This is a genomic window from Streptomyces noursei ATCC 11455 (assembly GCF_001704275.1).
GTDB classification, from domain to species: domain Bacteria; phylum Actinomycetota; class Actinomycetes; order Streptomycetales; family Streptomycetaceae; genus Streptomyces; species Streptomyces noursei.
The window spans coordinates 1,558,555-1,582,190 of sequence record NZ_CP011533.1; the positions used below are offsets into that span (position 1 = coordinate 1,558,555).

Sequence of the window (23,636 nt, forward strand, 5' to 3'; positions counted from 1 at the left end):
CCGCCCAGCAGTGCGCCCACCGGCCCGCCGGGCGAAGAACGGCAGGCCGGACCTTGCGGACACGACTTACGGCCCGATGTGGACTTGGCCCGCCCAACGGCTCGGCAGTAGGGGTGCGTTGGCGCGGAGGGTACGTACGGTCTCGTGGAGGGCGTGGGCGGGGGTGGTGCGGGAACTGGAGTGGAAGAGGCGGGCGGCCTCGGCGGCGGTGGGCTCCTCGACGGGCCAGAGGGTCGCGACGACCTGGCTGAAGCCGGCGAGGTGGAAGGCGCCGCCGAGCTGAACGGCCTCGTCGGGGGGACGGCCGGACCGAGCGGTGGCACACGCCGAGAGATAGCAGAACTCCCCGTGGGCGAGACGGAGTCGGGAGATCTCGGCGACGGTCAGCGGCTGGTCCTGGAGGATCAGATGGCTGCCGTAGGGGCTGGTCGGATCGGCGACCGCGTGGCAGGCGAAGTGGACGTGGGTGCTGGTGGGCAGGGCCGTCAGCACTCGGGCACGGCGAGCATCCGCACCGGTGAACAGGACGGTGTCGGGCCCGTAGCGGTCGGCGGCGGCGCGGGCCTCGGTGAGGGCGCCGTCCAGGGGCGCGAAACCGGGGGTGCGGGGCAGTGCCACGACCAGGGGCACGCAGCGCCGGGGGCGCCGGCTCCGGCGGGCGGCCGTCCGGACGGCCGCGGCGAGGGCGGCGACGGTCGGGGTGTAGGAGGGCACCGCCCGGTCCAACAGGGAGCGTGCGCCGCCCGGATCGTCGTGGTGGCCGGCGGCGTGCAGTGGGAGCAGGGCCAGGGGGCCGGTGGCGGACAGCCAGATGCGGGGCGGGTCGGCGGGGGCCGTGGTGGCGGTGCCGTCGCGGGCGGTGAGGAGGGAGAGGTGGGTGAGGACGGGCGCCGCGATGGTGCCCCAGAGCCACTCCAGGGTTTCGCGAAGCTGCGCCTGGGCCGTGCGGCGGTCGACGGGCGGGGTGCCGGGGGCCTCGGCCGCGCGCAGCGCCTCTGCGAAGCCTGCGGCGCGGGCCTCCGCCTCGGTGTGCGAGAGCGCGGGCAGCGGTACGACGGTCACTCCTCCGCTGGTGAGGATCAGCGCGTCGCAGCGCAACGGGCTGGTGTTGACCGTCACCACCGGGCCACCGGCGGCCGCCGGGCGCAGCGCGGCCAGCCGCGGCGGCTTGAGGAAGTCCGCCAGGCCCGGAAGACGGCGGGCCTCGGCGACCAACGCGTCCCACTGCTCGGCCAGTTGACGGCGGAGGTCGCCCGGCTCGGCGTGGGCCGCTGCCGGGGCGGTGGTGAGGGCGGTGCGCAGCTTCGCCAGCCGGTCGGCCAGCTGCGGTGCGGCGTCCCGGAGGGCTTCCTCCTCGCCGTGGAGTCCGAGTGCCCGGGTCAGCAGGATGCCGCGGCCCTGTTCGAGGAGTTCCAGGGCTCGCGCGGGGGCGTCGGGGCCGCCCGCCCGGAGGACCGCGGCCGCGGCGTCGGCCGCCAGGCCCTGGCCGTGCCGGGCCTGTTGGGACTCCGGTTCGCTGCCGTGCAGTGGGTGGGGCACCGTTTGCGGCAGCAGGGCGACGGCGCGTGCATAGGCCGCGGCGGCCTCCTGGCGGCGGCCGGTGGCGGTCGCCAGCTCCGCCAGCGCACGGTGCAGGCGGATCAGCTCGCCGGGCGGGCCGGCGGCGTTCCGGGCGGTTGCCTCGGCGAAGACGTACGCCTCCCGGAGGAGCTTGGGTTCCGGCTCGTCGCCCTCGGTGTGCCGTTGGCGTTCCAACAGGGCCCCGGAGAGATGGGAGAGCATGCCCGAGCGGAAGACACGGTCGGGGTGGGCGGTCTCGATGGCCTCGCGCAGCAGGCAGATCGCCTCGTCGAGGGCGTCCGGGCGCCCTTCCCGGCGGGCCCGTTCGCGCAGGCTGCGGGCGAGGTTGTCGAGGTGGCCGGGCCGTTGCGGGTCGTCGGCCGCGCTGACCTCGACGGCTTCGCGGTGGGCCGCGATCGCCTCGCGCAGCGCGGGCGGTTCCGGGGGCCGCGGCGCGCCGTGACCGGGGAGGTCCCCTTCGGGGGAGTCGGCGCACAGGTCGTAGAGCGCGTTGCCCAAGTGGCGGAGGGCGAGCGCGAGGTCGGCGGGGTTGCCTCGGCGGGCCCGTCGCTCGTCCGCCGCCTGCCGGTACAGCTCGATGGCGTCGTCCAGCACGTCCACCAGCCCCGTGCGCCGGTACTGGGCGTGCAGCACCTCCGCGTGCGCGACGCACACCCCGTCCCGTCCCGGTGCCGGCAGCGGTTGCGGTTCGCCGCGGACCAGTTGCACCGCCTCGTCCAGCGCGGCACCGTCCCCGCTGACCCGGTGGCGCTTCACCAACAGGCCGGCCAACCGTGCCCGGTGGGACACGGCGTCCGGTGTCCCACCGGGCACGGCTCGTACCGCGCCGCGGCTGGCGTCGATCGCCGCGTTGAGGTCCGACGGGGCGCCGCTGACGTCGTAGCGCAACGCCAGGTGCATGCCGAAGTCGTCGAGCCGGGGCGCCAGCCGCTCGCTGTCCGGCGGAGTGTGCCTCAGTGCTTCCCGGCCGCAGTCGACCGCCTCGTCGATGTCGCGACGGTCGCCGGTGTGCCGGTAGTGGTCGCCGACCACGCGGGCATGCTGGGCGACCGCATCGGCCCAACACGCCCCGCCGGCCGGGATGAGCAACAGCAACTCCCGGCCGAGGCGGACCGCTTCGGCCAGGGTGCGGGCGTCACCGGTGGCGCGGTAGCTCATCTGGAGGGTGACCGACAGCAGGCGCAACGCCCTTACACGGACGGCATGGTGGCGGGGCGCCAGCTCCAGGAAGGGCCGGAGGGCCGCCGCGTCCCGTTCCGGTCGGCCGCCGCGTGGATCCAGCCCGCGGATCGCGGTGAGGAAGTCCTCGGAGAGCTCCTCGCGCTGTCGCAGCCCGGCGAGCACCCGTCGGCGCACCTCCCGGGGGACCCGGGGGCCACTCAGACGGCGCCCGGACCGCACCGCGTCCAGCACCGCGGCGGCCTCCGGCGGCACCGCGTCCCGCTCCCTGGCGTGGACGCAGGACAGCGGTTCCAAGGACGCCTCCCATTCGGCCTGGTGAGCGCCCTCGGGGCCGGCGACGTACTGCAGCCAGCGGGCCATGCCGACGGCGTGCAGTGCCGCGAGGTCCGGGCACCGGGCGTCGTCCATGCTGATCACCAACCGGGTGACCACCCCCTGGCGCTCCAGCGCCCGCAGCGGGGTGAGGTCGCCGGTGTCGCGGACGACGGCCACGGCCTGCCGTACCGCGAGGAGCAACCCGTCCCGTGAACCGTCCCGTGAAGGATCCCGTGCCGGATCCCGTGAAAGCTCTCGCATCGCGCCCCCGTTGGCCCGAGTATGAGTGACCGGTTCTCGCCCCTGCGGGCCCCACGGACATCCTTCCCCGTACGGACCCGACGGCCTCTCCAGGCAGCACAGCATAAGCCTCATCGGGAGGGCAGCCCATGGCGGCGACAACACCTGTGGACGCCGGGGACGGCCCCGATCCGGCCACCCTAGGCCGCCGACTCGTCGCGCCCCTCGGGCGGTGCACCGTGACCGCGACGGCGGCGGACAGTCGAGTGGAAGGGTCCGGCCCTCGACGACGCTGCTGCTGGTGCTGCTGTGGTAAAGCCTGGTCGTTCGGTTGGATGCGCTCATACCCCAACGGTGCCCGGCGAGGCCGGTGTTCGGCGTCGACCCGTGGCTCGCGCTTTCCGGGGCCGGGCGGTCACCCCTGGGTATGGCGCTGGACCCCAGGTATGAGATCCGGCTCACGCCTCGGTTCAGGCCGCGGCGGCAGGCTCGGCGTCCGGGGCACCCTGACAGGCCGGCCGCGCGGGCAGGTCCGGCCGCGCGGACAGGCTCCGCGGCTGGGCTGGCCGGTCCGGTGTCCGGGCAGGCCCGTTCGGCTGGGCGCGGAGGTCGGACAGCCGGTCCAGGAGTTGGTCGCGGACCCCGACCAGGTCGTTGATGCGGTCCTGGAGCAGGGCGAGCCGCTGCTCGAAGACCTCGATCTTGGGGGTGGGGTCGACGCAGGCGTGCGCGCCGGTCAACTCGTCGCGCAGACAGCCGTCGAGCAGCCGCAGATCGTCGGTCGTCAGGCCGGCGGCCAGCAGAAGCCGGATGTTGGCCACGACCCGCACGGCGCTCTCCCCGTAGCTGCGATAGCCGTTGGTGGACCGTTCCGGGCGGAGCAGGCCCTGCTCCTCGTAGTAGCGCAGCGCCCGGGTGGTGACGCCGGTGAGGCGGGCGAGTTCCCCGATGCGCATGGTGCTCCCTCCTGGTGGCCGCGGTCAGGAGGAAGCGTAAACCTTGCCGTGGACGTGAAGGTCAAGCCAGGTCGCCGAGCGGGGTGAGGACGACCACCGGGATGGGCCGTCCGGCGCGCTCCTGGAAGGCGGCGAACTGCGGATCGGCCGCGACCTGCCGGTCCCACAGACGGTCCCGCGTCGTCCCCTCGGCCTCCGTGGCGAGGGCCCGGTAGACACGGGTGCCGACCTCCACGGTGACCTCGGGGTGCGCCGTGAGGTTGCGGTACCAGGCGGGCGGGGTGGCCGCGCCCCCGTTGGAGGGGAAGACGGCGAGCCGGCCGTCGGCTTCGGCCAGATAGCAGGCGGGCGTGGTGCGCGGCAGGCCCGACCTGGCCCCCGTGGTGGTCAGGAGCAGCAAGCGCCGACCCGCGAACGGGCCGCCGACGACGCCCCCGTTGGCCCGGAACTCCGCGATGACACGGCGGTTGAAGGCGTTCCCGCCCGCGTTGTCCCCACTGGCACGAGGGTCGGGAGCGCGGACGGCGGGGGCATCGACGACGGGACGCCCGTCCACCCCGCTGCCGGTCACTACGGTGCTGTTGGTCGCTGCCCTGCTACTGGTCGTATGGGTGCTGCTGGTCGTGTCCATGTTGCTGGTCCTGTTCAGGATGCCGAGGTGTTCGGTGGTGTGAGCGCAGTGGCGGTGCGTGGGACGTCCGAGCGGCGTGCGGTCGCGCTCGCCGCGGTGCGCACAGCCACCACCCTCGACCTTCACGTCGGCGTGAAGGTCAAGTCGCCCCGGTGGGCCCGTCCGCCCCTCCCCCCCGTAATTGATTGGCGCAACCCGTCGACCCCGCCGAACATCCCGCCATGGACACCTTCCTGACGACCGACCGCCTGGCCCTCCGGCCGTTCGCCGACACCGAGGCCGACCTCGACCTGGTGGTGGAACTCGACAGCGACCCGGAGGTGATGCGGTACATCACCGGCGGCCGCCCGATGACCCGGGACGAGATCCGCGCCGAGTCCTTCGCGCGGATGCTGCCGGGCGGCTTCTGGGCCACGCATCTGCGCACGACCGGGGAGTTCCTCGGCTGGCACTGCCTCCGCCCGCTGACGGACAGCCCGGCGGGCTCGGCCGATCTGGGGTACCGCCTGCGCAGGACGGCCTGGGGCGAGGGGATCGCCACCGAAGGAGCCCGCGCCCTCATCGAGAAGGGTTTCGGGGAGCTGGGCCTCGACCGGATCACCGCGAACACCATGTCCGTGAACGCGGGTTCCCGTCGAGTGATGGAGAAGTGCGGACTCTCCTACGTCCGCACCTACTTCGAGGAGTGGCCCTACCGGGTCGAGGGCGACGAGGAGGGCGATGTGGAGTACGCGCTGACCCGCGAGGAGTGGCTGACGCTCCGTTAGGTTCCCGGCCCAACGGCGCGAGCGGTGCCGACGCACGGGTCCTACGGGCTGGCACACGGCCCGTACAGGCGTGGTGCACGGACCTCACGGGCACCCGGAACGCCCGGATGCAGGCCGTATGGGATACAGATTCGTATCCCATACGCGGTTGTACCGTGAGCGGGGTCACGTCGGCGCCTGAATACCCGTGGAGGTCAGCGTTGCCCAAGGGACCGACCAAGCGCCGCCCGCAGACCACCGCGCGCCTACTGGAGGCGGCGCGGGAGACGTTCGCCGACCGCGGCTTCCACGGCGCGTCCATCGAGGAGATCTGCGAGCGCGCCGGCCTCACCCGTGGCGCGTTCTACTCCAACTACCGCACCAAGGAAGAGTTGTTCTTCGCCCTCTTCGACCTGCACGCCCGGCGTGTGGTCGAGCGGCTCGCCGCGGCGGTCGAGGAGATGCAGGACACCGAGGACCCGCTGCGCACGCTGATCAGCCGCACCAGCGCGCTGGACGAGACCGAGCGCCGCTGGTACCTGCTGTCGACGGAGTTCACCCTGCACGCCATCCGGCACCCGGACACCGCCCGCACGCTCGCCGAGCACGACCGCCGCCTCCGCGCGGAGATCGCCGAACTGCTGGCGGTCCTCTTCGACCGCCTTGGGCGGCGCCCCACCGTCGCTCTCGACTCCCTCGCCCGACTGGTCACCGCCCTCCACGAGGGCTCGCTCGCCCAGAGCCTGGTCGAACCGGACCACCTTCCGCCGGACGAGCTCCCCGGTACCTACCTCCCGCTCGTGATCAAGGCCGCCTCCCGGGCCCGCCGCACCCGCCGCACGGACTCCTGACCCCTCGCCAAGGGGTCGTCCGCACCTCAACTCCCGCCCACTCCCTACCCATTGACGAAAGGTATGGACCAATCTACGGTGTGCGCACCACCCCCCGATTCCCCGCCGCCGACGCCTGTCGTGGCGCGAAGGGAGCACAGCGTGACCGGTCGGATAGCGCGTCTGCTGAAAGCCGGCCTCGCGGCCGTCTGCCTCCTGCCGATGTTGGGCGCCGCGGCACCCGCCACCGCCGCGCCGCGCAGCGACACCTGCGCCACGAAGGCGAAGCCCACCGGCAAGGTCCTCCAGGGGTACTGGGAGAACTGGGACGGCGCGGCCAACGGCGTCCACCCGCCGTTCGGTTGGACCCCGATCACCGACCCCCAGATCCGCGCCCACGGCTACAACGTCATCAACGCCGCGTTCCCCGTGATCCGCTCGGACGGCACCGCCCTCTGGGAGGACGGCATGGACGCGACGGTGAAGGTGCCGACCCCGGCCGAGATGTGCCAGGCCAAGAGCGACGGCGCGACGATCCTGATGTCCATCGGCGGTGCCACGGCCGGCATCGACCTCAACTCCACCGCGGTCGCGGACCGTTTCGTCGCGACGATCGTGCCGCTCCTGAAGAAGTACAACTTCGACGGCATCGACATCGACATCGAGACCGGCCTCAGCGGCAGCGGCGACATCAACCAGCTGTCCCCCTCCCAGGCCAACCTCATCCGCATCATCGACGGCATCCTCGCCCAGATGCCCGCGGGCTTCGGCCTCACCATGGCCCCCGAGACCGCCTATGTCACCGGTGGCAGCGTGACCTACGGCTCGATCTGGGGCGCATACCTGCCGATCATCAAGAAGTACGCCGACAACGGCCGCCTCTGGTGGCTGAACATGCAGTACTACAACGGCAGCATGTACGGGTGCTCCGGCGACTCCTACGAGGCCGGCACCGTCGAGGGCTTCACCCGGCAGACCGACTGCCTGGACAAGGGCCTGACCATCCAGGGCACCACCGTCAAGGTCCCTTACGACAAGCAGGTGCCCGGCCTGCCCGCCCAGCCCGGCGCGGGCGGCGGTTATATGCCCCCGGACCTGGTCACCCAGGCGTGGAACACCTACCGCAACGGCCTGAAGGGCCTGATGACCTGGTCCCTCAACTGGGACGGCGCGAAGGGCTGGACCTTCGGTGACAACGTCAGGTCCGCCCAGGGCCGCTGAGGCCGGGGCGCACGAGCGACGCGGCCCCGGCCATGACCCATCGGACAGACCCTAGGACCGCCGGCGCGGCCGACCGCGCCCGCCCGCGTCCTTGGCCGCCGCACCGGCTCCGCGCCGCGGCCCGCGCCCGGCCGGCGCCTTGCCCCGCGCCGCCCCGCCGCCCTTGCCGCCCGACTGCCCCTGCTGAGCCTTCTGGCCCTTGTGCTCCTTCTGGTCCTTCTTGCCGGACGGCTTCTGCTGCGCCTCCTCGGCCGTGCGGCGGCCCCGGGAGCTGTTCACCGTCCGTCCGCGGACGATCCCGATGAAGTCCTCCACCTGATCGGTGGTCCGGTCCTCGCGCCACGACAGCGCGACCTGGGACTGGGGCGCGCCGGTGATCGTCCGGTAGACGAGGTCCCGCCGGTGGTACAGGCGGGCCAGCGACTGCGGGACGATGAGCAGCCCGACCCCGGCCGCCACCAGTTCGAGGGCGTCCGGCGTCGTGGCCGGGCGCTCGATCGCGGGCCGCCCCGGGGGCCGCTCCCAGTCCAGGGTGTCGTCGAGCGGGTGCTGCAAGATCTCGTCGGCGAGATCGTCGACGGACACCTCGTCGAACGCGGCGATCAGGTGGTCCTTCGGCACCACGACCACCGACGTCTCGGTGTAGAGCGGGATCGCGCTGAGTTCCGTGCGATCGACCGGCAGCCGCAGGAAACCCGCGTCGGCGGCACCGCTCCGCAGCACCTCGGCCGCCTCGCCGGCGGACACCTGGTGCAGCGTGAGCGGTACGTCCGGCAGGCGCTCGTTCCAGATCCGCACCCACTTGGCGGGTGTCACTCCCGGTACATACGCGAGCCGGAACGAGGGGGAAGTCTCCGAGCCTGTCACCCCGCCAGGTTACCCGCCGTGGTCAGAGGCCGTGGTCAGAGGTGGTGCGCACGCTCGATACCCTGGAGCCATGACGTCGCACCAGACCGCCCAGACGATGAAGCCCGCCACCGCGGCGAAGAAGCTGGGTGTGTACCTCCAGGCCACCCCCTCCGAGTTCCAGGAGGGCGTGGTCTCGCGCGCCGAGCTCAACGCGCTCCAGGCGGATCCGCCCGAGTGGCTGCGCGAGCTGCGGCGCAACGGCCCCCACCCCCGCCCGGTGGTCGCCGCGAAGCTGGGCGTCTCCATCTCCGGTCTGGCCCGTGCCGGCGTCACCGACGCCCTGACCACGGAGCAGGTCGACGCGCTGAAGACGGAGAACCCCGAGTGGCTACGGAAGGAGCGCGCCACCCAGGCCGAGGTCCGCAAGGAGACGGCCCGCCTGAAGGAGAAGCAGCGCACCGAGGACGAGGCGTAAGCACCCCACCACGGGGAGCGAGGGGCCGGCCCTTCCCTCCCCGTCGGTCGGCCGCCCCCTCTCCCCCGCCGGTCGGCCGTTCGCGCTCGGCATACGGCATCACCGGGTGTGTCCCGTATCGCGGCGACCCGACATGATGGGCACATGACGGCTTCGAGGACCCGACCCGCACTGGTCTACGACGGTGACTGCGGCTTCTGCACCACCTCCGTGCGCTTCGCCGAGCGACACATCCGCCCCCGCTGCCGGATCACCGCCTGGCAGTTCGCGGACCTGGAGGAACTCGGGGTCACCCAGCAGCGCGCCGAGCACGAGGTGCTGTGGATCACCCCGACGGGCACGGTCCACGGCGGCGCCCGGGCCGTCGCCAAGGTGTTGCTGAACGCGGGTGGCCCGTGGGCCGTCGCCGGCGCCGTCCTCACGCTCCCCGCGCTGCGCTGGTTCGCGCACGCCGCCTACCGCCTGATCGCCGACAACCGTCACCGCATGCCCGGCGGCACCGCGGCCTGCGCCCTGCCGGCCAACGCCCGCCCGAACGCGGGCCGTTGACGGCCGGAACCGCTGGGCACCCGGTATCCGGCGTCGCGCCCCCGCCGGGAATAGCCGGCCGGCCGCCGCGGCTGTACCGGACATGACCGCTACGCCTTTCCCACCGCGCGCGCTTCTCGCGGAGAGCCGCCTCGGGGTGCTCGCGACGATCAAGTCGGACGGCCGCCCCCAGCTCTCCCCTGTCATGCCCTTCTACGACCGGGAGGCCGACCTCCTCTATGTCTCGATGACCGAGGGACGGGCCAAGACCGCGAATCTGCGCCGGGACCCGCGAGCCGCGCTGGAGGTCACCAGCGCCGACGGCGGGTCCTGGGCCACCGCCGAGGGCACGGTGACGCTCACCGGCCCGGGTACGGAGCCGCACGGCCCTGAGGTCGAGGCGCTGGTGCGCTACTACCGGCTCGCCGCCGGGGAGCACCCCGACTGGGAGGAGTACCGCTCGGTGATGGTCTCCGACCGCAGGGTGCTCATGACGATGACGGTGGACCACGTATACGGCGCCAAGCTGCGCTGACGCCGTCCACCACCGCACCGCCCGCACCCCTTGAGATTCGCCGGCCTGGCCGACGAGCTCGACCGCCCCGCCGTGGGCGCCTTCCTGTCGGACGGCCTCGGCGGACCTCCCGACCCGCGTCCCCTGCTCCGCACGCGGGCGTGGCGACGGTTGTGCCCTGCGCGCGACGTACCGCGGTGGCTCCGGCAGCGGGATGCGTAGGCTCCCCGGGGGGAAAGGAGCTCGATCGACATGAGTCCGCTGAGTCTGGAAAAGGTGGAGCAGGCCGCGCCGCCGCTGGTGAACCTCTACAAGCAGGCGGGGGTCAGCCTGCGCAAGCACGGGCTGCAGGGGCAGCGGGCCGCGGTGTACCTGGTGCTGGACCGGTCGGGCTCGATGCGCCCGTACTACAAGGACGGCACGATGCAGCACCTGGCCGAACAGGTCCTGGCGGTCTCCGCGCATCTCGACGACGACGCGGTCGTCCCGCTGGTGTTCTTCTCCACCGACGTCGACGGCGTGCACGAGATCAGCTTGGACTCCTACCAGGGGCGGGTGGCCGCCTACCACGAACAACTGGGGCACATGGGGCGCACCCACTACGAGGCCGGGATGGACGCCGTACTCGACCACTACCTCGCGTCCGGGGCGCGGGCACCGGCGCTGGTGGTGTTCCAGACCGACGGTGGGCCCACCAGCCGGACCGCTGCCGAGAAGTGGCTGTGCAAGGCCGCCGGGCTGCCGCTGTTCTGGCAGTTCATCGGCTTCGGCGACCCCGAGCACCGGGAGTTCGACTTCCTCCGCCGGCTGGACGAACTCCCGGTCCCCCGCCGCAGGATCGTCGACAACGCCGGCTTCTTCCCCGCCGGCACCACCCCCAGCGCCCTGCCCGACGCGGACCTCTTCGACCGGCTGCTCGGGGAATTCCCCACCTGGCTGGCGGCCGCTCGCGCCCAGGAGATCCTCCCCTAGGCCGTGCCCACAACACCCCGCCGTTCGCCCGGAGAACGGGCCGAGCGGCGCCCGGTGTGCGCCGGGCGCCGGACGGCAGGTGGGACGAGACCCCGCCCGTGTCCAGGTCGCCGCCGAAACGGAAGCCGCCGTCGCCGACGTTGCACCGGCTGCCTTCCCGGGTCGGCGCCGACCATGAACACCGCCGTGCCGTGCGTCCGTTGACGTCAGGCATCCAGCGGGCCGGACCCGGTGGACGGCATCCGGCCCCCGGGGCCGCGCCGGCGGGGGCGTATGCGGTCGAGGAGGACGAGGGCGAGGGCGAGGGCGTAGAAGGCCAGGGCGAAGACGGCCGCGTTGGTGGCGATGCCGGCGTAGCCGTGGAGGTCGACGTCGAGGAAGGGATAGGGGTAGCGGCCGTCGGTGCCGGGGGCGAGGAGGGCGCCACGGATGAGGGCGAAGGGAAGGTAGAGGATCGGGTAGACGAGCCACTGCCAGGCGTAGCGGAACAGGAAGGCGCCGGGGGCGGTGAAGAGGATCCGGTCCAGGACCGCGGCGAGGGGGGTCGCGGTGTGGAGGAGCTGGCTGGCGACCGATTCGACGGGGGTCCGGTGGCTGGTCATGGAGAAGCCGCTGGAGTCGTTCGACAGGACGAAGTGGAAGACGAGCCCGGTGATGCAGATGTAGAGCAGCGCCGCGCCGGTGATCCGCGGCGAGAGGGCGGGACGACCGGTCCAGGCGCGGTGCGCGGACCAGGCGAAGACGAGGACCAACAGGATGTTGGACTGGATCGTGAAGTAGCTGAAGAGCCGGCCCAGATCATGGGAGTCGATCGTGTCCAGCACGATCCCGGTGACTCCGGTCAGGGCCGCCAGCGCGCGGAAGACCGCCGCGACGGGACGGCGGCCACCACAGGAGGGTGCGGGGACGGCCGCCGCGTCGGGCAGGCCGGGCCGAGCCGTGGACTCGGCGGGGGCGGCGACGGCCGCCGGCGTGGTGGGGGGTGTCGGATCAGGCATTGGTCCACCGTACGGCCCGGCCCTGTGGGCGAGGCCACGATCACCGCGGACGCCCCTGCCGAGACGCCTTCGCCACCGCGCCCCGCGGATCGCTCGAACCGACTGGGCTTCCCGTCCGCGGCCCCCTGACCCGGCCCGGCCTGCCGCCGCCCAGGGCCACCGTGGTCAGACGCTGAACTCGACGGTGTAGCCGTACATGTCGGCGGGGTACCACGAGTGCGAGACCTCCGCCGGCGCGCCGGTTGCCAAACGTGCCGTGCGCTGCGTCTGCAGGACCACACCGCCTCGGCCGATGCCCAGTTTCTCGCCGATGTCCAGATCGGCGGGCCGGGCCAGGATGGACTGTCGCGCGCTCGTCAGATGGACCCCCGCCTGCTGGAGGATGTGCAGGACGCCGGCCGACTTCAGGCCCCGCTTGGTCAGCAGTTTGCCGTGCGCGTCGCAGAGGAAGTTGCGGTGGAAGGCGAAGGGGGCTTCCCCGGCGAACATCAAGCGCTCGACGATCGTGCCGCGCCCTTCCGGCAGGCCGAGTTCCGCCGCCACCTCTTCCGGGAGCCGCCGCCGGTGCAGGATGGAGATCTCCCTCACGGCGTGGGCGTTGGACGATGCTGCCGTCAACAGGTCGTTCATATCGCCCTTGAAGACATACCGCATCGGCTTCCGCGCGACGTCGAGAACGAAGGTGCCACGGCCGTGCTGCCGTGCCAGCAGGCCGCTTTCGACCAGGTCGAGAAGGGCCTGCCGCACCGTCGCCCGGCTCACGCCGAACTCGCGCGCCAGGTCCTGCTCGGGCGCAAGTTGATGGTGGGCGGGGTAGGTGCCGTCGAGAATCCGCTGGCGCAGCACGCTCGCAATCTGGTGATAGAGCGGGATCGGGGAGGAATGAGTGATCATGCGGTATCCGGGCTCGGCCTGAAAGAGGGGCGCAGTCGTGCGGCGCAGTATCTCACCTCGCACGCCAGGCTCCCAGTACGGCGATGACGACGGCCAACGCCGCCATTACGGTTCCCACCCCGATGACCACCGTGACGCTCACGCCGTGGACGCCCATCAGCCACACGCCCCAGGAGGCAGCCGCATACAGGACGGCGAGGTTCCAGGACAGGGCGACGGCGGTGAAACCGTCGGAATGCGAGGCGACCAGGGTCTGCTGGTTGGTGTCGAAAGCTCCGGCGGCGATGAACCACACCAGGACGGCGGCCAGGTTGAGCCACAGCGACCGGGGACCGACCGCGACCGTCAGTGTCACCAGCAGCGTGGTGGCCCACAGCGGAAGCAGCACCGCCTCGCCTCGGCCGCGGGCCCGTACGGCGTCGCCGAACCGGCCGCCGAGCGACGCCCCGATGAACATGCCCAGACCACTGAGCAGCCCGACGGCACCCAGTGCGGACGTGGACAGCTCGTACCGGGAACCCAGGATGTCCGGCAGGTAGGTGTACGCCCCCAGGCTCGCCGCGTGGAAGAGGAAGGTGACGATCAGGGCGCGGCGCAGCCGGGCGCGGGTCCACACCCGCCACAGGACGCGCGCCCCGGTGTCCTGTGCCCGTTGGTGCCGGTGGTGTTCACCGCTGTGCCGCAGCCCGTAGAGCATCAGCGGGAGTGCCGCCAGGGCCGCCGCGCCCAGTAGCACGAACGGGCTGTGCCAGCCGGCGAGATCGGCGGCGAAACCGCCGACGGGCACGCCGAGCACCTGGCCGAGCGCGAAGGCGCCCATCCCGGCGCCCATGGCCGTACCCCGTACGGCCTCGGGGGCGCTGGCGGCGATCCAGGCCCAGATGGCCGGGCCGGCCATGGCCACCCCGAATCCGGCGGCGGCACGGGAAGCGATCAGCACGCCGTAGTCCCCGCTCAGCGCGGCGGTCGCGTTGCCCGCGATGAAGAGCGAGGCGCCGATGCCGACCATGCGCCGCGGCCCCCAGCGGGAGTTGGCCAGGCCGAGCGGCGGTCCGGCCACCGCCTGGACCAGGACGTAGGCGGTGACCAGATGCGCGGCACCGGCGACCGGCACACCGATGTCGGCGGCGACCGTGGGCAGAAGTGGTGCCACGAGATACATCTCGGCGCCCACCAGGAAGAGGAAGAGATAGAGCGGTAGATAGCCCAGCAGCAGCCGCGGGAGGCGGGGCGGGGCGGAACCGGTGCCCGGGGCCCGGGCGGCGCCGGCATCGGTGGCGGGCAGGGGGGTTTCCATCAGGGCAGCTCCGGGTTGTAGGTGCGCAGCCAGACGTCGAAGTTCAGGGCGAGTTCCGCGCCGAGGTTGCTGATGAGGCTGCCCCGTTCGGATGCGGTGACGGCCGCGTGCAGGGCGCGCTCGTCGAAGAGCTCGGGGAGCCGGCAGTGCGGGTCGGCCAGGCGGGTGGCCAGCTGCTCGCGGAGCGCCTGGGCGTAGCGGGGGTCGGGAGTCGACGGGTAGGGCACCTTGGGCCGGTGCAGTACGGAGTCCGGCAGCAGGTCGCGGACGGCTGCGCGCAGTGTGCTCTTCTCCCGGCCGTCGTGGGTCCGGGTGCGCCAGGAAAGGCCCTGGACGTATTCCACCAGCCGGTGGTCGCAGAACGGCACGCGCACTTCCAGGCCGACGGCCATGCTGAGCCGGTCCTTGCGGTCGAGCAGGGTCGGCAGGAACCGGGTGAGGGCGACATGGGATATCTCGCGCATCCGGCGTTCCACGGGGTCGCCGGCCGGGGCGTGCGGGACTTCGGCGAGAGCGGTGCGGTACTGGTCGGCGACGTAGTCGTCGACCGCGAGCCGTTCTCGCAGGTCCTTGCGGAACAGGGCGAGGATGCGCTGGTGCAGCCGACCGTGGGCAGGGGTGTCGGCCAGCCAGGGGAAGGTGTCGGCCCCGACGGCATCCGGGTGGTGGAACCAGCGGTAGCCGCCGAAGACTTCGTCGGCCGACTCTCCCGACAGGGCGACGGTGGCATGCTCCCCGACCGCGGCGAAGAGCTGGTGCAGGCTCAGATCGAGATCGCCGATGCCGTTGGGGAGGTCGCGCGCGAGCACGCTGTCGCGCCGTACCGCGGGGTCGGCGAGCCGCTCGCCCGGCAGGACGATCTCCCGGTGGTCGGTGTGCAGATGTGCGGCGGCCTGCCGCGCATACGGCCCGTCCTCGGTGGGGGTCGAACTGCCCGTGAAGGAAACGGAGAAGGACCGGATCCGATCCTCGGCGCGGCCGGCGGCGAGGGCGGTGAGGGCCGAGGAGTCCAGCCCGCCGGACAGCAGCGTGCACACGGGGACATCGGCGACGAGCTGTCGGGCGACGATGTCCTCAAGCAGTTCCCGTACCTGGGCGGCGCTCTTGGTGGGGTCGTCGCCGTGTTCCTCGGGCCGGGGCGCCCAGTAGCGCCGCTGTCCGTGGCTGCCGTCGGCCCGGACGTGCAGCAGGTGGCCGGGCGGGAGTTCGCGCAATGCGGCGTACGGAGTGCGGCCGGGTACTTTCAGCAGGGGCAGCAGGAGCTGTGCCAGTCCTTCGCCGTCCACGCGGGGCACGGCCGCCGGATGGGCGAGCAGCGCCTTGGGCTCGGAACCGAACGCGACGCCGCCGGGCAGCGGCAGATAGCAGAGCGGCTTGATGCCCAACCGGTCGCGGACTAGCCACAGTTCCCGTGCGTGTGCGTCCCAGACGGCGAAGGCGTACATGCCGTTGAAGCGTTCGGCGGCCGCCGGGCCCCATTCCTGCCAGGCGGCGAGGACGACCTCGGTGTCTCCGGTGGTGCGGAAACGGTGTCCCTGGGTGGCCAGTTCGCTGCGCAGTTCACGGTAGTTGTACAGCTCTCCGCTGTAGACGAGGGAGAACTCCCGGCCGTCGCTGCCCCTGGTCATCGGCTGGACGCTGCCCTCCGGGTCGAGGACGGCGAGCCGCCGATGCCCCAGGGCGACCGGGCCGTGAAGCAGGGTGCCCGAGTCGTCGGGGCCCCGGCAGGCCATCGTCGCGGTCATGGCGCTCAGCAGGCGCTCCGCCTCGAGGCCACGGCCGGTGTCCTGGACCGCCCCGGCGGGCGGGAATCGATGGTGGTCCACCCATCCGGTGATGCCGCACATGCTGGTTCGTTTCCTTCCTGCTTCTTTCGTGTGGGCCTGCTGTTGTCGAGTGGTCGAGGACGTCGGGGCGACCCGCTCGGGTTCAGCGGATGGCGACGCGGTAGGTGCGGAGCCAGGTGTCCACGCTCAGCAGATAGCTCAGGCCCGCTATGGCGCTGCCGGCGGCGCGGGGGCTGGGCAGGGCTTCGCCCCGCTCGACGCGGCGGCGGACGGCCGCCCGGTCGACGAGGTCGAAGACGGGTGCCCGACGGTCGGCGAGCAGGTCGTGTACGCGTGTGCGCAGCACCTGTGCGAACCCCGGGCTGGGGTTGGCGGGAAAGGCGCTCTTGCGCCGGTTCAGCACCGAGGCGGGCAGCAGGTCGGCGACGGCCCTGCGCAGCAGGTGCTTCTCCTGGCCGCCGGCTTCTCGCAGGGACCAGGGCACATTGACGACGTACTCCACCAGCCGGTGATCGCAGAACGGCACCCGTACCTCGAGGCCCGTGGCCATGCTCATCCGGTCCTTGCGGTCCAGCAGGGCGGGCAGCCAGCGGGTGAGGGCGAGGTGGGAGACTTCGCGGATGCGTGCGTCGCGCCCCCGCTCCCCTTCCAGCCGCGGGGTCTCGGCCACGGCATCGGCGTAGCGGTCGTGCACGTACTCCTCGGGCCGTACGCGAGCGCGGACCTCCTCGCGCAACAGGGTGGCGGGGGCGGTACGGCCCTTGAGCCAGGGGAAGGTGTCGGCGGCCAGCGCGGCCTCGTCCCGGAAATAGGGGTAGCCGCCGAAGACCTCGTCGGCGGCCTCCCCGGACAGGGCGACCGTGGAGCGCCGGCTGACCCGGGCGAAGAGCAGGTGCAGGGAGACGTCCATCTCACCCCAGCCAGGCAGGTCCCTGGCGCGCAGTGCGGTCTCCTCGTGAGTGCGCTGCTCGTCGGAGTCCACGAGGATCGTGGTGTGCCGGGTGCCGATATGCGCGGCGGCGGCCTGTGCGTACGGCTCGTCGCGGCTGTCGTGCCAGGCGGTGCGGCGGAAGGCGCTCTCGGCTCCGGGGAAGTCCACCGAGTAGGTGGACAGCTTCTCCCCCGTCCGGGCCAGCGACCGCGCGGCGAGCGAGGAGATCGCGCTGGAATCCACCCCTCCGGAGAGCAGCGCACACAGGGGGACGTCGGATACGAGCTGCCGTTCCACGGTGTCTTCGAGCAGTTCCCGCACCCGGGCAGTGGTCTCGGCGGGCCCGTCCGTGTGCGGACGGGCCGAGGGCGTCCAGTAGCGGATCTCGCGCAGCGTGTCGCCCTGGACCCGGACGAGGTGGCCCGCGCGAACCTGCCGCAGACCGCGGTACACACCGTGCCCGGGGGTGGGCGCGCTGGGCACGGCGAAGAGTTCGGCGATCCCGGTGTCGTCGAGTGCCGCCTCGAAGAGCGGGTTGGCGAGCAGTGCCTTGGGTTCCGACCCGAACAGCACCCCGCCCGTATAGGCGTGGAAGTAGAGGGGTTTGATGCCGAGCCGGTCCCGGACCAGCCACAGTGCGTCGGCGCGTGCGTCCCAGACGGCGAAGGCGTACATGCCGTTCAGGCGTGGGGCGAGTCCTTCGGGTCCCCATTCCAGGCAGCCGCGCAGCACCACTTCGGTGTCCGAGCGGGTACGGAAGCGGTGGCCGCGCGCGATGAGTTCGGAGCGCAGTTCGCGGAAGTTGTAGACCTCTCCGCTGTAGGTGATGACGAGGTCCTCCCGCTCCGGGGCGGCCGTCATCGGCTGTGTTCCGCCGGTCAGGTCGACGACCGACAGCCTGCGGTGGCCGAGCGTCGCCCGGGTGGACCGCCACAGGCCGGAGGCGTCCGGGCCCCGGCAGGACATGGTGTCGGTCATGTTGCGCGCTGTCGCGATGTGTTCGGGGGAGGCCAGGTCACGCCCGGTGTCGGTCCAGCCGGTGATACCGCACATGGGGGTGGGTGGTTCCTTTCACGGGCTTTCGGAGTGGGGGCAGGCGCGGTGGCGCGGGAGGGCGCGCCACCGCGGTTCGCGGGGTGGGCGGGCACTCAGAGCAGAGCTTCCTCGTGGTAGAGGCCCACGCTGTAGACACGGCAGCCGGGCGGGCGGGTGGACCGGGCGGCCCGCCGTCCGTCCTCACGCCAGCAGGCCGTCTCCTCCTCGGTGAAACGCCTCGGTTCGGGCGGCCCGACGGCCAGGACCTCGACACGGACCTGCCGGGCGCGGACCGCACCGGGCAGGCGGATGACGTTGAGGCGGTGGTAGTTGTCCTCGGCGCGGTGCAGTTCCCGCCATGGTTGGTGCGGTCCGGGGCGGCTCAGCACACGGTAGGCGGAGACGCACTGCGGGGGCCGCCACAGGCCGGGAGCGCTGCTGATCCGGGCGTTGAGGTCGGTGTCGAACCGGAGCCGCACCTCGTCGAAGGTGAGCGGCCGGGGGTAGCTGAGCTCCAGGCTCTGCGGCAGCGACGCCTGCGGATCGGACATCCACAGCTGCGGCCCCGTCTCGGGCCAGTGCCGTCCGGTGACCACGTTCTCCGGGCCGTAGGGGTACTGCACGGGATCGGTGCGCAGCGTGAAGGCGGTCCACTTGTCCTGGCACCAGTGCCGATAGGCGGGCAGGGCGATCTCACCGGCGGCCGGGACACCGTAGGAGTGCGCCTCCGCGGTGGGGCCGCCGTCCGCGCTGTGCAGGTACTGCGCCGTGGTGCCGGGCGGCTGGTCGGTGGCGGTGATCCAGTGGACTGCCGCCGCGTCCGGTGCTGCCTCTCCGGCAAGCGGGCTCAGGGAGAGGCGGTGGAGACGACCGGGGCGTACCACGGCCTCCAGCGGCAGGGTGACCTCGGCCGTGCCGGGTGGCACGGCCACCGTCCCGTGGGCGACCGGTTCCCCGTCCGTACGGGTCCACAGCGTGGGGACCTCCGCGAGGTGCCACCCGATCGTCGCCGTCGTCCGGCCGTCGTTGCGCAGCCGGACCGCCGCCGTGCGCAGCCGCCCGGTGCTCACCGGGAAGACCAGAGCCCGGGGAACATGCAGGCGGCGGGCGTGGGCGGGGTCCGGCGCACCGAAGTCGAGCGGCGCCTGGCTGTCGGCGGTCGCCTCGACCTCCAGCCCGGTGACGGACCGCTCCCGCATCCCGTGGATGCGGACGTCCGCTCGGAGCAGGCGCTGCTGTACGCGGTCGATGTGCTTGTCGTCGGGGTCGGCGGTCTGCTGCGGAGTCAGGCCGCCGACCAGCGCGTATGCGGCGGCGACGCCGGTCGCCTGACCGAGCATGCCGAGGATCTGCTGGACCCGCAGCGCGCCCAGTGCCACATGCGTGGCGCTCAGGCACCGGCCGCCCAGCCAGAGGTTCGTCACGTTGCGGCTGTAGCAGGCGCGCAGCGGCACGCTGAAGGGCGGTACCCGCGTCCAGTGCCGGTAGTCGGTGTCGGCCTTGGACGGTTCTCCGGGCTCGGACTTGTTCAGCAGCCCTCCCTTGGCATGCAGGTCCAGATACCAGCCGACGGAGGCGATGCGGTCGGGCCAGAGCCCGTCCTTGTGGCAGTCCCACTCGCTGAGCACCACATCGCCCAGCAACCGTCGGCTCTCCCTGCGCCCGGGCAACGACCCGATCCACTCCAGCGCGTAGTTGGCCATCGCTCTTCGCCGGGGATGGTGGTTCTTGAGGTAGTTCCATACGCCCAGTGCGTGGCGCAGCAGCTCGTCGCGGACTTCCTCGGCACCGGTCACCTGGTGGAACGGGTAGCCGATCTCCAGCCACCAGAAGCCGCCGAACTCCTTGCGGTGGATGTTGCGCAGTTCACGGAACGGGCCGATCGGATGCTGTGCGTCATACGGTTCGGCCCATGTGGGAGGCGTGTAGCGGACCGGACGGCCGGTGTCGCGGGCCCGCAGGGTGATGGTGCTGCCGGAGGTGGAGAAGTCCCTGACGGCCGGGGCCAGCGGTTCCCCGTACTCGTGCCGGGCCTCCCGCCCGTAGTCCCAGTCGGCGCCCGCGAGGTAGCCCACGGTTCCGTTGCCCGTGCAGTCCGCGAACTGCCGGGCGCGCAGCCTCAGTTCCTTCTCGGTGGTCAGCTGTACGGCGTCGACCCGGCTGATGGTGATCCCCCGGCCGGCGCTCCCTCCCCTGTCCGCATCGGTGTCCTCGACGTGGACGGTGCGGACGCTGGCGTTGAGCACCGTGCGCAGCCGTGGCTGCTGCCGTACCGCGTTCCACAGCGTCAGATCCCAGCCGCAGTTGGTCAGTCCGCCCTCCCAGAATTGCGCATGGTTGGTGGCCCGGTCCTCCAGCAGCAGTTCTTCGACGATGCCGGTCTCGCGTGCCCACGCCGAAAAGTGCGCCGTACCCGCGGGCACCACACGTACCTCGCTGGAGGAATTGCCGCCCAGGACCGGCCGGTCGTGTACCAGGACCGTGTCGGCGCCTTCGCGTGCGGCGGCCAGCGCCATGCACAAGCCGGCCAGTCCGCCGCCCACGACGACCAGGTCCGCATGCAGTTCCTCGGTGTACCGGGCCGGCCGGTCGGCGGGATTCTCCGGCGTCGGGTACCGGGTGGGGTCCGTCGCGGTCATCGGTGCTCTCCGTTCGGCGGTGTACCTGCCGCCTGATAGGCGGCCCCGGCCCGGAGTACGTGCCGGTCGCCGCCGGGTGCGCCCAGGAACTGCACCCCCAGCGGGAGCCCCCGGCCGGCCGGTTCGGCGGCGGGCACCGTGAGGGCGGGGGCACCGGTCACGGACGCGGGTCGGCACAGCCGCGGGTAGGCCGCGGCGAGCGGTTCGGGTACCCCGTCCGGGCGTGTGCGGTGGGTGGCTTCCCGCTCCGCGGCCGGCGCCGGCACGGTGGGCACGAGCAGGACGTCCACCTCGGCCTCGCGGAACAGCGCACGCCAGCGCTCCCGCAGCCGGCGGACACGCCCGGACAGCTGCGCGGCCCGCTCGGCACCGATCCGCCGGCCGTCCCGTACCGCCGCGGCGATCCCCGGCTCGGCGGGGAGGGCGCCGGGAAAGCGGCACGCCGTCTCCCAGAGCGTGAGGGACGCGGTCAGCTCCCTGTCGAAGTACTCGGCGTCGACGGTGACATGGCGCAGCTGTGCGCCGAGGGAGCACAGTGTCCCGGCCGCTTTCTCCACGGCCTCTACGGCGCGGGGCACACAGCCGTCGGAGAAGCAGCCGCCCGGGACGGCGATCCGCAGCCCCCGTACGTCCGGCTGCCCGGTGTCGTCCGGCGGCGCGCTCGGCCGCTCAGCGGAGAGGGTGGAGAAAAGCAACTGAATGTCCGTCACATTCCTTGCGATAGGGCCGACTTCGTCAAAGGTCTCGGACATCACGGTCAGCCCGCGCCGCCCGACCAGGCCGGCACTGGGACGCAGCCCGGCCACGCCGCACAGAGCCGCGGGAATGCGCACCGAGCCGACGGTGTCGCTCCCCAGCGCCGCGGGCACCAGACCGGCCGCGACCGCCGCCGCGGACCCGGTGCTGGACCACCCCGGCGTACGCGCCGGATCGAGCGGGTTGCGGGTGTCACAGTCGAAGGTGAACAGTGCCGGAGCCCGTGTGGTGCCGACGATGACCGCCCCCGCCGACCGCAGGGCCGCGACGGCCTGAGCCGGAGCCCGCCCCGTGGCGCCCGTCTCCAGCAGCACTTTGCAGGCCAGCGGTACCCCGTGCAGCGGCCCCAGCCGTTCGCCGCTCCTCACCTGGCGCTCGGCCTCCCGGGCCGTCCGCCTGGCGTCTTCCGCATCGACGCGGTCGAAGGCCCGCAACCAGGGATCCTCGCGTTCGATGCCGCGCAGGCACCGCTCCAGCAGTTCCAGGGGCGAGAGGTGGCGCTCGCGTACCAGCCGCGCCGCCTCCGCCACGCCCGGCACGAACGGCGTTCCGGCATCGTTGTCGGACGCGCTGCGCCCGCCCGTGACCGTCATGTCCCGCCTCCGGCCCGCACCACGTCGGATCCGAAGGTGAAGGTCTCTTCGCCGGCGCCTGCCAGCAGGGCCAGCCACTGTTTGAGCAGGGCATGAAAGCGCTCCGGGGCCTCCAGGTGGAGGAAGTGACCGCAGTCCGCCCAGACCAGACTGCGCGACGGCGGGCCGGCCAGCAGACCGGCTTCCCAGCGTGCGCGGGTCCGGTCGCGGTTGAGGGCGAGCACCGGCGCAGTGCGGCGCACCAGGTACCGGGACGAGGCGGGCTCGCTGGAGAAGGAATCGGCGGGCAGGTGCAGATCGGCCAGCGTGCGCCGCATCACCTCCGGGTCGGTCCGCCGCACCCGGTCGCGGAGGTACGCGCGCAGCTCCGGGTGATGTGTGCGGTCGACCGAACCGGCGACGAGGTCGGGGGCGAGCTCGGTGGGATCGGTCCTCAGCTGGTCGAGCCATGGCCGCACACGGTCGCGGTGGCCCGCCGGACGTCCGTAGGCGGGATCGAGAACCAGCAGGCCCGCCACCCGGTCGCCGGCCTCCGCGGCGACGACGGAGGCGACCACGGCGCCGAGTGAGTGGCCGACCACGACGGCCGGGGCGGCCACCCCGCGTTCGTCCAGCAGCCGGACGACATCCGAGGCGAGCGTCGCCGGCCGGTAGTCACTGGGCGAGGGACCGGAACTCCCGTGCCCGCGAAGATCCAGGGCGATCACCCGGCTCCGGGTCCGGAAGCGCTCCACCGTCGCGTCCCAGTCATGGAGGTCCGCGCCCCATCCGTGGATGAGGACGAGCGGAGTGGCCGTCGCCCGGCGCGGCCCCTCGTCGACATACGCCAGCCGCCCGTGCGGTCCGTTCGGACAGTGTGGCAGCAGCTTCTGCTGCGGCAGGGCGCTCAACGCTCCGCCTTCTGGGGAGCGCTGGCCTGCCAGCGGCAACCGTGGTCGTCGCCGTCCTCGATCAGTTCGAAGCCGGGCCGATAGCCGCGCGCGGCGATATTGGCCGAGATGGCCGCGGTGCAGAACTCGCACGGGGACTTCAGGGTGAGCGGTACGCCGCGGGCCCGGGCGCGCTCCCGGTAGTCCCAGATGCCGCAGTGGGTGATGAGCAGTTCCGCCCGCTCCCGCGATGCCTCCAGCAGTTGCATCTCGGACCCGTACAGTTCGGCCTGTCGGGCCACCCGGCCTATGGCATCGGCGGCGCCACGGCCGTCGGCGCGCTCCACCGCGCCGTGCACCACCGCGTTGGCGCGTGCCCAGGCCGTCAGCTCGCCGTATCCGAAGCGGCTGATCAGGAAGCGCTCGATGAGGGCCTGTGCCCGGAAGAAGACACGTTGCCAGTCGGCGGGGACGGGCGGGTCCTGGGCCGGGAGGCCGTCGAAGATGGCCGACTGAATCTCGAACCACTCCCCCAGCGCCGTGCCGGCCTGCTGCTCCACCAGGTACTTCGTCATGCCCGCCTCGGCCTCGAAGAGGCGTTGCTTCCACAGCGCCACCCGCTCGGCGTCACTCATCGTGAAGATGTCGGCCGCATACCCGCCGTCGACGGGCGCAGCCGCGCCGGAACGCTGCTTCGGAAGCCTTGTCGTCGTCTGCTCCGCTGCCATCTCGGTCCACCTCTCCCGCCGTCGTTGTCAGCTGGACCGAATGCCCTACGACGGCGTGCGGCACCCGGT

20 protein-coding genes are annotated in these 23,636 nt (G+C 72.5%); 7 read left to right on the plus strand and 13 right to left on the minus strand.

Annotated elements, in window-relative coordinates:
• Positions 1-66: 66 nt before the first annotated feature.
• From SNOUR_RS06535 to SNOUR_RS06545, 3 genes are all read right to left on the minus strand, one after another.
• Positions 67-3,279 (minus strand): CHAT domain-containing protein, encoded by a 3,213-nt coding sequence (locus SNOUR_RS06535; RefSeq protein ID WP_067344619.1) that lies wholly within the window; start codon positions 3,277-3,279, stop codon positions 67-69.
• Positions 3,280-3,788: 509 nt separating this feature from the next.
• Positions 3,789-4,274 (minus strand): MerR family transcriptional regulator, encoded by a 486-nt coding sequence (locus SNOUR_RS06540; protein ID WP_067344620.1) that lies wholly within the window; start codon positions 4,272-4,274, stop codon positions 3,789-3,791.
• Positions 4,275-4,335: 61 nt separating this feature from the next.
• Positions 4,336-4,905, minus strand: coding sequence for a nitroreductase/quinone reductase family protein (locus SNOUR_RS06545; RefSeq protein WP_079143359.1), 570 nt, complete (start codon positions 4,903-4,905; stop codon positions 4,336-4,338).
• Positions 4,906-5,126: 221 nt separating this feature from the next.
• On the opposite strand from SNOUR_RS06545, the gene SNOUR_RS06550 reads away from it, so the two are divergent.
• From SNOUR_RS06550 to SNOUR_RS06560, 3 genes are all read left to right on the plus strand, one after another.
• Positions 5,127-5,672, plus strand: coding sequence for a GNAT family N-acetyltransferase (locus SNOUR_RS06550; protein WP_067344622.1), 546 nt, complete (start codon positions 5,127-5,129; stop codon positions 5,670-5,672).
• Between the two features lie 200 nt (positions 5,673-5,872).
• A complete protein-coding gene (locus SNOUR_RS06555) occupies positions 5,873-6,502 on the plus strand; it encodes a TetR/AcrR family transcriptional regulator (RefSeq protein ID WP_067344624.1) in 630 nt (209 codons plus the stop codon).
• Between the two features lie 141 nt (positions 6,503-6,643).
• On the plus strand, positions 6,644-7,702 hold the full coding sequence (locus SNOUR_RS06560; protein WP_079142279.1) for a chitinase: 1,059 nt from the start codon (positions 6,644-6,646) through the stop codon (positions 7,700-7,702).
• Positions 7,703-7,753: 51 nt separating this feature from the next.
• On the opposite strand, the gene SNOUR_RS06565 is transcribed toward SNOUR_RS06560, so the two are convergent.
• Positions 7,754-8,569, minus strand: a complete 816-nt coding sequence (locus SNOUR_RS06565) for a LysR family substrate-binding domain-containing protein (protein WP_079142281.1) — start codon at positions 8,567-8,569, stop codon at positions 7,754-7,756.
• 70 nt (positions 8,570-8,639) lie between these two features.
• Between SNOUR_RS06565 and SNOUR_RS06570 the strand changes: the two genes are divergently transcribed.
• From SNOUR_RS06570 to SNOUR_RS06585, 4 genes are all read left to right on the plus strand, one after another.
• A complete protein-coding gene (locus tag SNOUR_RS06570; RefSeq protein ID WP_067344627.1) occupies positions 8,640-9,026 on the plus strand; it encodes a DUF5997 family protein in 387 nt (128 codons plus the stop codon).
• Between the two features lie 144 nt (positions 9,027-9,170).
• Complete coding sequence (locus SNOUR_RS06575; RefSeq protein ID WP_067344628.1) at positions 9,171-9,575, plus strand: thiol-disulfide oxidoreductase DCC family protein; 405 nt, start codon at positions 9,171-9,173, stop codon at positions 9,573-9,575.
• A gap of 82 nt (positions 9,576-9,657) precedes the next feature.
• Positions 9,658-10,089, plus strand: coding sequence for a PPOX class F420-dependent oxidoreductase (locus SNOUR_RS06580; protein WP_067344630.1), 432 nt, complete (start codon positions 9,658-9,660; stop codon positions 10,087-10,089).
• Between the two features lie 231 nt (positions 10,090-10,320).
• Positions 10,321-11,040, plus strand: coding sequence for a VWA domain-containing protein (locus tag SNOUR_RS06585; protein ID WP_067344632.1), 720 nt, complete (start codon positions 10,321-10,323; stop codon positions 11,038-11,040).
• A 206-nt stretch (positions 11,041-11,246) separates the two neighbouring features.
• On the opposite strand, the gene SNOUR_RS06590 is transcribed toward SNOUR_RS06585, so the two are convergent.
• The 9 genes from SNOUR_RS06590 to SNOUR_RS46035 form a co-directional block, all read right to left on the minus strand.
• Positions 11,247-12,038, minus strand: coding sequence for a Pr6Pr family membrane protein (locus tag SNOUR_RS06590; protein ID WP_067344633.1), 792 nt, complete (start codon positions 12,036-12,038; stop codon positions 11,247-11,249).
• A gap of 165 nt (positions 12,039-12,203) precedes the next feature.
• Complete coding sequence (locus SNOUR_RS06595) at positions 12,204-12,932, minus strand: GntR family transcriptional regulator (protein ID WP_067344635.1); 729 nt, start codon at positions 12,930-12,932, stop codon at positions 12,204-12,206.
• 52 nt (positions 12,933-12,984) lie between these two features.
• Positions 12,985-14,229: an MFS transporter gene (locus tag SNOUR_RS06600; RefSeq protein ID WP_067344637.1), complete on the minus strand. Its 1,245-nt coding sequence runs from the start codon at positions 14,227-14,229 to the stop codon at positions 12,985-12,987.
• Positions 14,229-16,076 (minus strand): asparagine synthase (glutamine-hydrolyzing), encoded by a 1,848-nt coding sequence (gene asnB, locus SNOUR_RS06605; protein ID WP_067344638.1) that lies wholly within the window; start codon positions 16,074-16,076, stop codon positions 14,229-14,231. Before asnB (SNOUR_RS06605) ends, SNOUR_RS06600 begins: the two co-directional genes overlap by 1 nt.
• Before the next feature lie 82 nt (positions 16,077-16,158).
• Complete coding sequence (gene asnB / locus SNOUR_RS06610; RefSeq protein WP_067344640.1) at positions 16,159-18,000, minus strand: asparagine synthase (glutamine-hydrolyzing); 1,842 nt, start codon at positions 17,998-18,000, stop codon at positions 16,159-16,161.
• Positions 18,001-18,095: 95 nt separating this feature from the next.
• Positions 18,096-20,621 (minus strand): FAD-dependent oxidoreductase, encoded by a 2,526-nt coding sequence (locus SNOUR_RS06615; protein WP_067344642.1) that lies wholly within the window; start codon positions 20,619-20,621, stop codon positions 18,096-18,098.
• Entirely contained in the window at positions 20,618-21,970 is a 1,353-nt protein-coding gene (locus tag SNOUR_RS06620; protein ID WP_067344643.1) for an amidase, read from the minus strand. The genes SNOUR_RS06615 and SNOUR_RS06620 overlap by 4 nt, the downstream gene beginning before the upstream one ends.
• Positions 21,967-22,860 (minus strand): alpha/beta fold hydrolase, encoded by an 894-nt coding sequence (locus tag SNOUR_RS46030; protein ID WP_067344645.1) that lies wholly within the window; start codon positions 22,858-22,860, stop codon positions 21,967-21,969. The genes SNOUR_RS06620 and SNOUR_RS46030 overlap by 4 nt, the downstream gene beginning before the upstream one ends.
• Positions 22,857-23,567, minus strand: coding sequence for a hypothetical protein (locus tag SNOUR_RS46035; RefSeq protein WP_159425809.1), 711 nt, complete (start codon positions 23,565-23,567; stop codon positions 22,857-22,859). The genes SNOUR_RS46030 and SNOUR_RS46035 overlap by 4 nt, the downstream gene beginning before the upstream one ends.
• Positions 23,568-23,636: the final 69 nt, after the last annotated feature.

Coding starts and splice junctions, on each gene's coding strand:
- SNOUR_RS06540 (WP_067344620.1), bottom strand. CDS start 4,274: ATGCGCATCGGGGAACTCGCCCGCCTCACCGGCGTCACCACCCGGGCG.
- SNOUR_RS06545 (WP_079143359.1), bottom strand. CDS start 4,905: ATGGACACGACCAGCAGCACCCATACGACCAGTAGCAGGGCAGCGACC.
- SNOUR_RS06550 (WP_067344622.1), top strand. CDS start 5,127: ATGGACACCTTCCTGACGACCGACCGCCTGGCCCTCCGGCCGTTCGCC.
- SNOUR_RS06570 (WP_067344627.1), top strand. CDS start 8,640: ATGACGTCGCACCAGACCGCCCAGACGATGAAGCCCGCCACCGCGGCG.
- SNOUR_RS06575 (WP_067344628.1), top strand. CDS start 9,171: ATGACGGCTTCGAGGACCCGACCCGCACTGGTCTACGACGGTGACTGC.
- SNOUR_RS06580 (WP_067344630.1), top strand. CDS start 9,658: ATGACCGCTACGCCTTTCCCACCGCGCGCGCTTCTCGCGGAGAGCCGC.
- SNOUR_RS06585 (WP_067344632.1), top strand. CDS start 10,321: ATGAGTCCGCTGAGTCTGGAAAAGGTGGAGCAGGCCGCGCCGCCGCTG.
- SNOUR_RS06590 (WP_067344633.1), bottom strand. CDS start 12,038: ATGCCTGATCCGACACCCCCCACCACGCCGGCGGCCGTCGCCGCCCCC.
- SNOUR_RS06595 (WP_067344635.1), bottom strand. CDS start 12,932: ATGATCACTCATTCCTCCCCGATCCCGCTCTATCACCAGATTGCGAGC.
- SNOUR_RS06600 (WP_067344637.1), bottom strand. CDS start 14,229: ATGGAAACCCCCCTGCCCGCCACCGATGCCGGCGCCGCCCGGGCCCCG.
- asnB (WP_067344638.1), bottom strand. CDS start 16,076: ATGTGCGGCATCACCGGATGGGTGGACCACCATCGATTCCCGCCCGCC.
- asnB (WP_067344640.1), bottom strand. CDS start 18,000: ATGTGCGGTATCACCGGCTGGACCGACACCGGGCGTGACCTGGCCTCC.
- SNOUR_RS06615 (WP_067344642.1), bottom strand. CDS start 20,621: ATGACCGCGACGGACCCCACCCGGTACCCGACGCCGGAGAATCCCGCC.
- SNOUR_RS06620 (WP_067344643.1), bottom strand. CDS start 21,970: ATGACGGTCACGGGCGGGCGCAGCGCGTCCGACAACGATGCCGGAACG.
- SNOUR_RS46035 (WP_159425809.1), bottom strand. CDS start 23,567: ATGGCAGCGGAGCAGACGACGACAAGGCTTCCGAAGCAGCGTTCCGGC.